The organism is Flavobacterium olei, assembly GCF_039749035.1.
GTDB lineage: Bacteria > Bacteroidota > Bacteroidia > Flavobacteriales > Flavobacteriaceae > Flavobacterium > Flavobacterium olei.
Map to the genome: position 1 here is coordinate 62,087 of NZ_JBDKWC010000007.1, position 12,820 is coordinate 74,906.

The 12,820-nt window shown below is 34.4% G+C and carries 10 protein-coding genes; 2 read left to right on the top strand and 8 right to left on the bottom strand.

The annotated features are described in order from the left end of the window. The 3 genes from ABEB31_RS18200 to mnmA are packed head-to-tail and all read right to left on the bottom strand — an operon-like array spanning position 1 to position 3,795. Positions 1-945: an NAD(P)H-dependent flavin oxidoreductase gene (locus ABEB31_RS18200; RefSeq protein WP_347053082.1), complete on the bottom strand. Its 945-nt coding sequence runs from the start codon at positions 943-945 to the stop codon at positions 1-3. Between the two features lie 8 nt (positions 946-953). Continuing rightward, positions 954-2,567 carry a S8 family serine peptidase gene (locus tag ABEB31_RS18205; protein ID WP_347053083.1) on the bottom strand — a complete coding sequence of 538 codons (1,614 nt, stop codon included), beginning with the start codon at positions 2,565-2,567 and terminating at the stop codon, positions 954-956. 40 nt (positions 2,568-2,607) lie between these two features. Further along, entirely contained in the window at positions 2,608-3,795 is a 1,188-nt protein-coding gene (gene mnmA / locus ABEB31_RS18210; protein ID WP_347053084.1) for a tRNA 2-thiouridine(34) synthase MnmA, read from the bottom strand. Positions 3,796-3,934: 139 nt separating this feature from the next. Between mnmA and ABEB31_RS18215 the strand changes: the two genes are divergently transcribed. Next, positions 3,935-5,812: a PEP/pyruvate-binding domain-containing protein gene (locus tag ABEB31_RS18215; protein WP_347053085.1), complete on the top strand. Its 1,878-nt coding sequence runs from the start codon at positions 3,935-3,937 to the stop codon at positions 5,810-5,812. On the opposite strand, the gene ABEB31_RS18220 is transcribed toward ABEB31_RS18215, so the two are convergent. Further along, positions 5,809-6,366, bottom strand: coding sequence for a DUF4956 domain-containing protein (locus ABEB31_RS18220; RefSeq protein WP_347053086.1), 558 nt, complete (start codon positions 6,364-6,366; stop codon positions 5,809-5,811). The genes ABEB31_RS18215 and ABEB31_RS18220 overlap by 4 nt on opposite strands. A gap of 111 nt (positions 6,367-6,477) precedes the next feature. Then, positions 6,478-7,185 (bottom strand): toxin-antitoxin system YwqK family antitoxin, encoded by a 708-nt coding sequence (locus ABEB31_RS18225; RefSeq protein ID WP_347053087.1) that lies wholly within the window; start codon positions 7,183-7,185, stop codon positions 6,478-6,480. 304 nt (positions 7,186-7,489) lie between these two features. Between ABEB31_RS18225 and ABEB31_RS18230 the strand changes: the two genes are divergently transcribed. Further along, positions 7,490-8,470: a fasciclin domain-containing protein gene (locus ABEB31_RS18230; RefSeq protein ID WP_347053088.1), complete on the top strand. Its 981-nt coding sequence runs from the start codon at positions 7,490-7,492 to the stop codon at positions 8,468-8,470. A gap of 42 nt (positions 8,471-8,512) precedes the next feature. On the opposite strand, the gene yidC is transcribed toward ABEB31_RS18230, so the two are convergent. The 3 genes from yidC to ABEB31_RS18245 all read right to left on the bottom strand — a co-directional run bounded on the left by yidC (position 8,513) and on the right by ABEB31_RS18245 (position 12,570). Then, entirely contained in the window at positions 8,513-10,429 is a 1,917-nt protein-coding gene (yidC, locus tag ABEB31_RS18235) for a membrane protein insertase YidC (RefSeq protein WP_347053089.1), read from the bottom strand. 74 nt (positions 10,430-10,503) lie between these two features. Continuing rightward, entirely contained in the window at positions 10,504-12,117 is a 1,614-nt protein-coding gene (gene pyrG / locus ABEB31_RS18240) for a CTP synthase (protein ID WP_347053090.1), read from the bottom strand. Positions 12,118-12,339: 222 nt separating this feature from the next. Then, positions 12,340-12,570: a DUF3820 family protein gene (locus ABEB31_RS18245; RefSeq protein ID WP_347053091.1), complete on the bottom strand. Its 231-nt coding sequence runs from the start codon at positions 12,568-12,570 to the stop codon at positions 12,340-12,342. Between the last annotated feature and the right edge of the window lie 250 nt (positions 12,571-12,820).

Genomic DNA, 12,820 nt, shown 5'->3' on the forward strand with positions numbered 1-12,820 from the left:
TTAAAACTCAAATGTAGTCTTTTCTTGGGAGGCAATTTCAAATTCGGCAATGATTTGTTCGATAATTTCGTTTACCGGAAGAATTTCATGAATTAATCCTGCAACCTGTCCAATTTCTAATTCACCTTCGTCCAAATCTCCTTCAAACATTCCTTTTTTGGCTCTGGCACGTCCTAAAAGCTGCATTAATTCTTCCTTAGATGGACACTTTTGATACAACTCCTGCACATCATTAAAAAATTTATTCTTAACTAATCGTACAGGTGCTAATTCTTTCAATGTCAACTGCGTACCTCCTTCATTGGTAGTAACTATCGTTTCTTTAAAATTATGGTGTGCAGAAGATTCTACTGAAGCTGCAAAACGACTTCCAATCTGAACTCCGTCTGCACCTAAAACCATTGTCGCCAGCATTGCACGTCCTGTAGCGATTCCGCCTGCGGCAATTAACGGAATCTTAATTTTTTCTTTAACCATCGGAATCAAAGTCAGCGTTGTGGTTTCTTCGCGTCCGTTATGTCCGCCTGCTTCAAAACCTTCTGCAACAACCGCATCTACACCTGCTTCCTGTGCTTTTAAAGCAAACACACTACTGCTTACAACGTGTACAACCGTAATTCCTTTTTCTTTTAAAAATGATGTCCAGGTTTTTGGGTTTCCAGCAGAAGTAAAAACGATCTTGACCCCTTCTTCTACTACGATTTTCATAATTTCCTCGATATTAGGATACAACATCGGAATATTAACCCCAAAAGGTTTATTAGTCGCTATTTTGCATTTCTGAATATGCTCGCGTAGTACTTCAGGATACATTGAGCCGGCGCCAATAAGTCCCAGACCTCCTGCATTACTTACTGCTGAAGCTAACTTGTAACCACTGTTCCAAATCATTCCACCCTGTATGATCGGATATTTTATATTAAAAAGCTGTGTGATTTTGTTCATTAAGAAAATTATTGCTTGATTATCTTTCCGCTTTTATGCAGATTATTGGCATCAAAACTATAAAAATAGAGTCCGCTTTGCAAAGATTGCAAAGAAAGAACCGGATTATTAGTATCGATTTTTCTTTCTATTATTTTTTGTCCCAGAGCAGAATAAATCGTTACAGATGCTGTATTATTTTCATTTAAAAATGAAAAGGTAACTTCATTTTTTGCCGGATTTGGATATACAGAAAAAGCAGCTTCGGCAATAAAGTTATCTACACCTAAAGTTGCTCCAAAATTTGGAATTCCATATCCATAATTATTATCGGGATTATTGTAACGGTCGGCAGAAGCCAAAATCATTTGCCTGATTTCTTCATTTGTTTTAGACGGAAAAGCCGACCATAGAGAAGCAGCCATTCCTGCCATTATCGGACAGGAAAATGAAGTTCCGTTTGCTGTGGTAATATTTCCATTTGGATCCGAAACAACAGCGGCACCACCCTGCGCCATAACCTCTGGCTTTATACGTCCGTCAAAACTTGGACCGATGGAACTTGATGCCACTCTTACTTTTGAGGCATTTACAGAACCTATCGTTAAAACAGACACAGCATCTGCAGGAGAACCAATATGCTTTTCGGTCTTTGCACCTTCATTTCCTGCTGAAGCTAAGACCAGAATTCCTTTACTAAACGCAATTTCAGCACCGCGGGAAACAAAATTCGTAGTACCGTTCATGTCGCTGTAAGTATGATTGTATCGAGGCTCGTCACGTTCTCCAAAATAACCTAAAGAAGTTGTGATTATATCCACACCCAGAGCATCTGCTTTTTCCGCTGCTTCTACCCAAAGCGATTCTTCTACCGGATTTTCAAGTGCATCAATTTCTGTAATAAAAAGATAATAGGATGCATTTGGAGCCGTTCCTACTAACGCATTTACCTTATATCCTCCCATTGTAGAAAGCACTTTTGTACCGTGATCACCACCGGCATAAAAGTTACTATTTCGGTTGGTGTAGTCGTAACCTCCCAGAATTTTGTTATTATTTCGTAAATTCTCAAACGGCTGAGCAGTATTGACTCCGGGAAAACCGGCATCTAAAACAGCTATAATTTTTCCTTCGCCAGTATAATTTTGCTGATGCAAAACCTGACCGTTCAACATTTGGATCTGATTGGCAGAGTTGCCGTAAGAGTAATCAATTGCGGTTTCTGATACCTTTACAGTTTTATTGCTTTTTGCTTCTAAAGCTTTTCGTGAAGTTGAAGCAGCATTCAAAGTCTTATCTGCAAAAGCAACTTTAGAAACAAAAGACAACGATTTCAAAGCATTGATATTTGCCTGGGTTCCTCTTATGTGAAGCGCATTCAGCCATTTCGATTGTGCCATTACAGTAATTCCCGCGCTTGTAGTTATCTGATTCACAAATGTTGTTTCCAACGGCGCATCAGTAATATCTAAGGGAATATTTTGGGTTGTTCTTCTGTTCAGTGCTTTCTGAGAAAGCTCTGTCAGCGGATTGTCATAAAACGATTGTGCATTTGGTTTTGCATTAAAATAAACCCATGCATCTTCCTGCGCAAATAACGAAAACGAAAGAAAAACAAGAAGTAAAGTAAAGTTATATTTCATAGTATACTTTTTTAGGGATACTCCCAAATAAAGTATAAAGCTAAGAAATTACTCCCGAACCAACTAATTCAGCACCTAAATACCAGGCAACAAATTGTCCTTCAGTAATAGCAGATTGCGGTTCTTCAAACTGAACGTACATTCCGTCTTCAAATTGATGCAGAATTGCTTTTTGCAAAGGCTGGCGATAACGAATTCTTGCCATTACTTCCATTGTCTCACCAACTTTCAAATTCATATCTTCTCTTATCCAGTGCACTTCGGATTTTTCGACAAACAATGCTTTTTTAAACAAACCAGGGTGATGACTAGATAAACCTGTATAGATAGTATTAGTTTCAACATCGGTAGCAATCACAAATAAAGGATCGGTAGTTCCGCCAACGTTTAACCCTTTTCTCTGACCTACAGTAAAATAATGTGCGCCCTGATGTCTCCCAACTACTTTTCCCATTGTTGGCAGATAAGCCAGTTTTTTAGATTCCAGTTTTAACTGTTCTTCCAAAGAAAGTTCCGTTTCATTTTCGCGGGTGTAAACAGGATCATTTTTATCAATTTGAACAATTTTACCTTCTTTTGGCTGTAATTTCTGTTGCAAAAATTCAGGAAGACGAACTTTTCCAATGAAACATAAACCTTGCGAATCTTTCTTTTCTGCAGTTACCAATTCCATTTCAGCAGCAATTTCGCGTACTTCCGGTTTCGTTAATGCACCGATTGGAAACAAAGCTTTTGATAATTGTTCCTGAGACAGCTGACATAAAAAATAAGACTGATCTTTATTCACATCATTTCCGGCAATCAATTGATAAACAGGTTTTCCTTCAACTTCAATTTCGCTTTTTTGACAGTAATGCCCGGTTGCCACATAATCTGCTCCCAGACTTAAAGCAATTTTCATAAACACATCAAATTTGATTTCGCGGTTACAAAGCACGTCAGGATTTGGAGTTCTGCCCTTTTCGTATTCGTTAAACATATAGTCCACGATTTTTTCTTTGTACTCTTCGCTTAAATCAACGGTTTGAAACGGAATTCCAAGTTTTTCAGCAACCAATAAGGCGTCGTTACTATCTTCCAGCCATGGACATTCATTCGAAATAGTTACCGAATCATCATGCCAGTTTTTCATAAAAAGGCCAATAACTTCGTATCCCTGCTGCTGCAATAAATAAGCGGCAACACTAGAATCTACTCCACCGGAAAGTCCAACAACTACTCGTTTCATCTGAAATGTTTAATTTTTAAGGTTGCAAAGGTAAGCCAAATAAAAGAATTTTCTGCATTCGCCTTCATTACTTTAAGCAATCCCGCAGTAGACAAAACTTATTGCTTTTTTAAGTACATTTATTCATCAAATTATAAGCATGAAAAAATACCTTTACATATTACTTTCATTAGTCACATTTACCACATTAAATGCGCAGCGGTTTTCTGCTTCTCTCCAAGATTACGAAGCTTTTAAGGAGTTTAAAGGAAAACCCTTGTCAGATAAATTTTCCAACATCGAATCGGTAAAAATCGTCTACGATTTAAGAAAACAAAAAATGTATTATTTCAATAGCCGAATCATTTCACATCATTATGCTTTTGTAACCGAATATTTGGGTTATGACAAAGAGATTGATGTATTTAATTCCGAAAATTATAGCAGTAATGAAAAAGATCGTGATTTTCTACTTGGGAATTTAAATCATATTAAAGGTACTGATAAATGGATTTTTGAACTTGCCGCTTCAGATCATATGGCGGTGAAGCAGATTGAATGGTTTTATAATCAGGTAAAAAACACCTCATTTATTGGAAATAATTTAAAGTTTTATCTGAATGATCCGGAGAAAATAGCATTATATAAGGAAAATAAATTGAAAATTCCATGTGTTAAATCCGACTATATTTTCAATGAAATAAAATACCAGCAGGTTGTCAGCGGAAGCACAATTGGAATTTTAAAACAATATAAAATAAAGGATTTAGATCAAATAAAACCACATTCTGACGAAATCATAATTCTGGACGGAACGCCTAATATGCTTCCCGATGTAAAGGGTATTATTGTAAATGAATTACAAACGCCATTAAGTCATTTAGTGCTTTTGGGGAAAAACAGAAAAATTCCGATAATAGCTTATACAGATGTCGAAAAAGATCATACTATAAAAAGATTGTTGTCTAAAAAAGTAGAATTTCAGGTCGGGATTGATACTTTCTTCGTAAAAGAAACGACCAGGAAAATGACGACCAAAAAAATTTCAAAAAAGAAAAAACTGACAATTGACAATACGGTTACCCAATTGGTTGATCTTTCTTCGATACCTAAAAAAGGAGTTAATTATATCGGATCAAAGGCACAAAATATGGCGTATTTAATAGCAATTTCGAAGGAAATAAAATTTAAAACTCCCGAAAATGCGCACGCGATCCCATTTTATTATTACACTAAACATATTCAGAAATCGTCAATTTCAAATTTAATAAATGAATTAATGGCATTTCCCCGCAAGGATTCAACAGTTTTGATTCATAAAAAGCTGAAACAAATTCGCGATGCTATCAAAAAAGAACCAATTGATCCTGAACTTATTGCAAAACTAAACCTGACTTTTAAAAATGCGGCTTTCAAAAATTTCAGGTTTCGGTCCTCTACAAATGCGGAAGATTTAGACGATTTTAATGGTGCAGGTTTATACGATTCTAAAACCGGCATTATGGGCGACAGCATTAAATCATTTGAAAAAGCGATAAAACAAGTCTGGGCCAGCGTTTGGAATGAAGCTTCGTACAACGAACGGGAACTTTTCGGAATCGATCAGAAGAACATTGCGATGGGTGTTCTCGTTCACCGTTCTTTCCCTGATGAAACAGCAAACGGAGTTGTTATAACAAAAAATATTTTTAGAAAAAACTTTCCAGGATATACTATAAATGTTCAGAAAGGCGAAAACTCCGTTGTTAAACCGGAAAAAGGAGAAATTTGTGAACAATTTACGGCCTATCATATCAGTGAGGGAAATGATGATGATGATTTTGAAATTGATTACACTTCCAATTCGAATTTAAATAATAATGAACCTTTGCTGACTCCAAAAGAAATAAGCAATTTATATAATGTGAGTAAAACTATAGAAACGAAAATGTTTCGATATTGGCATAAAAATCAATTCCATCCCGTTGATATTGAATTTAAAATAGTAGGTGATAAAAGGGAATTATATATAAAACAAGTTCGCCCTTTTAACGATTAATAAAAAACCAAAAGATCAATTTCGTTACTGGAAGTATTTATAAGTACCATTCTAAAATCAAAATCCTCAATTTTAATTTTCTGTTGAATTGATTTCCTGATTAATCCGGCATTTAAGGCAAAATTATCGTCAAGCGGAATTTTCATATCGCCAGAATTGAGGTATTTTGAAGCTTTTTTATTTACCATTATGGAAGCTGCAATATAAAATCCTATAATTATAAATTGAAAAAATAGTAAAATTTCAATTTTTTCAAACGGGTACATAATATCTAAAATAGATAATGTGATGGTCGCAAAAAGAAATATTATAGCATTTACGGTAAAAGACTGCGTTCGAAAACGAAGAATTGAAAAAATCGCAAATAAACCAAAACCTATTCCAACACCAATTTCTATTTTTGTAAAAAGATAACAGAGAGAAAAAGTACAAAGTCCAACGATAACCATCAACGGATTTATAGTCGCATTATCTTTTCTGTTGGAGAAAAAATACAAAATCAAAATCGAAAAAAACAGTACTAAAAACCGTCCTATAAGTTCGTTTAAATCCATTGAATTAGAAATTAATGACTCAAATTTATAAAATAGTTTGCCACGAATTTCACTTCTTTTATACTATTTTTTACTGCACATAAAAGGCTGCCTTTATTGACAGCCTTTTTATTATTTTTTCTTTTCGCCTTTCTCAGCAGCTTTGTTCGTATTTTTAGGATCGCTCATGTTCAGCTCTTTTACTAATTTACCTTTACTGTAAAACTGCCAAATTCCAGCTTTTTTACCATTTACGAATTTGCCCTTAGAAGCAACAGATTTATCTGAATCATAAAAAACAGCATCTCCGTTATACTGATTATTTTTAAAATTAGATTCTTCCAGAAGTGTACCGTCCTGAGCAATCTTTTTATAAAGTCCTTCTTTTAAACCATTTTTATACATCATTTCTTCGGCAACTTTCTCATTTGGATAATAAACGGTTCGCAAGCCTTCCAACTTGCCGCCTTTGTAATTTTCAACTGTCATTAAAATTTTGGAAGCTTTATGATAATATTTCCACTCTCCTTCACGGGACTTTCCAATTTCTTTTCCTTCGCTTACTTTGTTTTTATTCTGATCATAAAAAATGGTGTAAGAACTCCCGTCATTTGCACTAAAATCTCTTGTTGCAATAATATCTCCTTTTTTTGTATCATCAAAAAACTTAAAGATACCGGTCTCTTTTCCGTGACTAAAAGTTCCCTCATATCTTGGATGTTTAGATTCGGCATAAGTCCCTTTCCAAAGGCCGTCCTTTTTTCCGTTTGCATCGACTTTATTAAAATCCTGAGCAAAACCAAATGTGCTAATTAAAAATAAAATCAAAAATTTTTTCATAATCCTTTTTCTTTTATAACAACAAAAACCATTTTTTAGTATTGCAAAAGTATAACCATTTGACTTTAATTCCATGTTTTTGCATTCGAAATAAATTTAAACATTGTTTAAAGAAATCAATGCACTAAAACACGAAAAATCTTAACAAATACAATGATAAAAACTGTAAATACCTAAATATGAATGTTTTAAATATTAAACAAATATGTTAAAGAATTACTAAATTTAGTATTTGTTTAATTTATATTAAAAATTGTTAAACAAAATTGATAACTTTAGGTATGTCAAACAAAAAATAAAAATTATGAAAACAATTAAAATGAGATTTATCGCTCTTATAGCATTAATTTCTATCGCCAGTGTTTCATGTAATAATGACGACGACGATAATCCAGAACAAAATTCAAAAACGATTGTATCTATTGCGAAGGAAAATCCTAATCTAAGCAGCCTGGTCGCAGCTTTGGAAAAAGCAAATTTAACAGCTACATTGAACTCTTCCGGTAATTTTACCGTGTTTGCTCCTACCAATACAGCATTTAGTGCATTTTTAACTGCAAATGGTTACGCTAATCTAAATGATGTTCCAACAGCCGCTTTAAAAGAAATATTACTCAATCACGTACTAATGGCTAAAGTTAAATCTGGCGACATTACTACCGGATATGTAAAAACACTGGCGAAAGGCACAGCTTCGTCGGCTAATACTATTAGTATGTATTTGGAAAAAGGTTTCGGAGTTGATATTAATGGAGGTAAGACAAATGGTGGCGCCACGGTTACAACTGCAGATATCGAAGCATCAAATGGTGTAATACATGTTGTAGACGGAGTAGTAGGTTTACCGACTATTGTAAATCATGCCGTTGCAAATAAAAACTTCAGTACTTTAGTTGCCGCTTTGACTTATAATCCTGCATCTGGTTTTGCGGGCATATTGTCGGGAACAACAAATTCTCCATTCACCGTTTTTGCTCCAACTAATGCAGCTTTTACAAGTTTCTTATCTGAAACGGGATACTCAGGATTATCTGCAATTCCGGTAAATGTTTTGCAGACTACATTAAAATATCATGTAGTTACAGGCGCAAATGTTGAATCTAAAGCCCTGACAAATGGACAAACAGTAACGACTTTTGCTGCACAAAATTTTACTGTTAATCTAACTGGCGGACCAAAGATCACAGATGCCAGTAACAGAGTAAGCGCTATAATTGCTACCGATGTTCAATGCTCGAATGGAATTATCCATGCAATTGACAAAGTTTTGCTACCGAAATTCTAACATAAAAAAAAACGCTGTTTATTCAAACAGCGTTTTTTTTATTTATTTCTTTTTGCCCTGAGCTTTTGCAGCTTCCTGTTGTTCCATTACATCCTGAAGACGCTGTTGAAACTTACTTGGCTTCTTAGGCTCTTTTAATTTATTTTCCTGAATCTGAGCATGGATTTTTTGACTATCCACGATATAATTCTTGATTACAAACATGATTCCTATTGTGATTAAGTTTGAAATAAAGTTATACAAACTTAAACCGGCTCCATAACTGTTGAAGAAGATTAACATCATTAATGGAGAAACATAAATCATGATCTTCATCATTTTTGCCATATCCGGCATACCTTCCTGCTGAGGCGCAGCCATCTGTTGGTCTCCTGAAGTCATTTTCATATAGAAGAAAATCGCGATTGCCGCCAAAATCGGGAACAAACTGATATGATCTCCATACATTGGAATTGTAAACGGTAATTTTATAACCGAGTCAAAAGAAGATAAATCGTCTGCCCAAAGAAAACTTTTTTGTCTTAACTCAAATGCTGCAGGGAAAAACTGGAACGATGCATACATAAATGGAAGCTGAATCAATGCCGGGATACATCCTGCCATTGGGTTTACCCCTGCTTTATTGTACAGTTTCATAGTTTCCTGTTGCTTTTTCATTGGGTCTTTTTTGAATTTCTCTCCCAACTCTGCAATATCAGGTCGTAATACTTTCATTTTTGCCTGAGACAAAAATGATTTATATGTAATTGGCGACATAGCCAATTTGATGATGATCGTAAAAATGATAATTGCGATTCCCAGAGACAATCCTATTGATCCACTTAAAAACCCGAATAGCGGAATGAAAATCCATTTGTTGATCCAACCGAAGATTCCCCATCCTAACGGAATAATTTTTTCAAAGTTCTTATCGTATGACTTTAATGTTTTGTAATCTGAAGGACCAAAATACAAACTCATTTTATAATCGATCTCACCATTTGAAAATGCTAAAGGCAAATTTGCTTTAAACTGCTTTGTAAAAACAGTATCAATTTTCTCGTCCTGAACTAAATCATCAGATTGTAATTTGGAAGTTTCAAAGGGTTTTTCTGTCGCTAGAATAGTAGTAAAGAAATGTTGTTTAAAAGCGACATAACTTACTTTTTCCGGAGTTTCTTCTTTACCTTGTCCTCTTGAAGCTACATTATTGTATTTAGAATCCTCGTATTTATAATCGATTTGTGCATAACGGTTTTCATAAGAAACGCTTTTTTCGTTTCTGTATGTCTTTAAATCCCACTGTAAATCAACTGGTTTAGCAGAATTTAAAACTCGGTTTAATCCCTGCGAACGAATATCAAAACCAACTAAATAATCGTTTGGTTTTAAGACATATTTGTATTCTAAAAATTCGTTGGCTCCCGCTTTTAGACGCATGGTCAAAACCTGATCTGATCCTATTTTTTGTAAGATTGGTTCAAAATATAAATCTTTAGAATTTAAAGTTCTGTTATCTGTAGTAAGAAGCTGTAAATTTAAATTTGAGTTGTTGTTTTTTATCAACTCAACCAATTGACCGGAACCTTTTTTTAATCTTTCGAATTCTTTTAGAGTTGCTTCAACAATATAACCACCTTTATTAGCGATCTTTAATCGTAATTTTTCATTTTCGATTGTAGTAAAAGCTTCCTTTGCAGAAGGAAGTGTCGCAGAATAAGCAAATCCTCCCAAAGTTTTTTGCAATTGAGCTAACTGGACAGTATCACCCGGAGTTACAGCAACAGCAGCAGGTACTACTGCAGTTTTAGCTTTATCAGCTTTTGCTTGTGCCTGTTGTTTAGCAACTAATTCTTTCTTGGCTTTTTCAGCAGCAATTTCTTTATCAGAAGGCTGATTTTGATACATAATCCAAATCAAAATTCCAAATATCAATACAAAACCAATGATTGAATTAAAGTCTAATTTTTTTTCTTCCATTATTATTTAAAAAAGTTATTCGCAGAATTAGTATGAGTTTCACTCAAAAGTTACATCTTCTCAGAATATAATTATTATTTTTTATGCGCATTTACCGCAGCAGCCACAAAGTTTACAAAAATCGGGTGCGGATTTGCAACTGTACTTTTGTATTCCGGGTGGTATTGTACACCAATAAAAAACGGATGGTTCTCAAGCTCTACGATTTCGACTAAACCTGTATCAGGATTAACCCCGGACGCTTTTAAACCTGCCTTTTGTAATTCATCAGCATATTTATTATTGTATTCATAACGGTGACGGTGACGCTCAGAAATGGTTTTTTCCCCGTAAATTCTGTGCGCCAGAGTATTAGGCTTAATATCGCATTTCCATGCACCCAAACGCATTGTGCCACCTTTATCGGTAATTGTTTTTTGTTCTTCCATTAAATTCACAACCGGATGAGGCGTTTTTTCGTTCATCTCAGTAGAATTTGCATCAGCGTAACCTAAAATATTTCTCGAATATTCGATAACAGACATTTGCATTCCTAAACAAATTCCAAAAAACGGAATATTATTTTCACGAGCAAAACGTACCGCTTCAATTTTTCCTTCAATACCTCTTTCTCCAAATCCAGGAGCAACCAGAACTCCGTCAAGAGGTCCTAATTTCTCTTCTACATTATCAATATTAATGTGTTCTGAATGAATAGAGATCACATTTACTTTAGTTTCGTTTGCTGCACCAGCGTGAATAAACGCCTCTAAAATAGATTTGTAACAATCCTGCATTTCTACATATTTACCAATCAAACCAATATTTACAGTTTGTTTTGGATTTTTTAATCTTTTCAGGAATGTATTCCAGGTCTTAAGATCCGGAGATGCTTTTTTAGGCAAATCTAATTTCTTTAAAGCCACAACATCTAATCCTTCTTCCAGCATTAAATTTGGAACTTCATATATAGTAGAAGCATCAATGGACTGAATTACAGCCTCTTTCTTAACATTACAAAATAAAGCCAGTTTTTGACGCAGTTCCTGAGACAATTCATGCTCTGTTCTGCAAACTAAAATATCAGCTTTGATTCCACTCTCCATCAAAGTTTTAACAGAGTGCTGAGTTGGTTTTGTTTTTAATTCACCCGCAGCAGCCAAAAATGGAACTAAAGTTAAATGAATTACAATTCCGTTGTTTTCACCCAATTCCCAAACCAGCTGACGAACAGATTCAATGTAAGGTAACGATTCAATATCTCCGACAGTTCCACCAATTTCAGTAATCACAATATCATAATCGCCAGATTTACCCAGCAATTGCATTCTGTCTTTAATTTCGTTTGTAATATGAGGAACAACCTGAACCGTTTTTCCTAAAAATTCCCCTCTTCTTTCTTTTTCAATAACCGAAAGATAAACTCTTCCTGTAGTAACGTTATTAGCCTGAGAAGTAGGAACGTTCAGAAAACGCTCGTAATGCCCTAAGTCTAAGTCTGTTTCTGCTCCGTCGTCTGTCACATAACATTCTCCGTGCTCATAAGGATTAAGTGTTCCCGGGTCAACGTTAATGTATGGATCAAATTTCTGAATAGTGGTACGGTATCCTCTTCCTTGTAACAATTTTGCCAAAGATGCCGCGATAATCCCTTTTCCTAATGAAGAGGTCACACCTCCTGTAACAAAAATATATTTTGTTTGATTCATTCTGTTGTTGTTTGTAAGTAGTTGTGTAAAAAACTTGGCAAAAGTACAAATTTAATTAGACAATTTGCTAATTAGAAAATTAGAAAATGTCTCAATTTAAAAATTTAATAAATAGACAAGTGTTAATTAGAAAACAATGAATTAAATTCATTTTAAAACAATATTTAAAAGCTATCTCTCTAAACATTATCTAATTTTCTAATTTTCCCATTATCTGATTATTTAAGGTTTTGGATATTGTTTTTTAATATTCCGAATCAGTTCTTCCAAACCATTCAATTTCAATTCATAAATCAATTGCAATTGCTGTCCTAATTCTCCTTTTGGAAATCCCTTATTTTGGTACCATACCACATAATATTCAGGTAAATCAATTAAATAACGGCCTTCGTATTTCCCGAAAGGCATTTTGGTGTGGGCTAATTTTATGAGAAGTTTACTGTCTTGTTCCATTTTTTTTTGAGAAGAAAGAAGCAAGATGAAAGACTTTATAGATTTCTCTGCTTATTTAATATGCGCAAAGCTATGACTTATTTTTTCTTTATGCCAGAGATAAAAAGGATTCGCGCAGATTGTTCATTAAATCTGAAGAAATTTAGAAATATAAAAAAAAGAAGCAAGAACAAAGAATATAAATTTATTCTATTTCTTGCTTCTCTTGCAAAGCTATTGATATTTTAAATATTTAGTCCGCTTCAATACG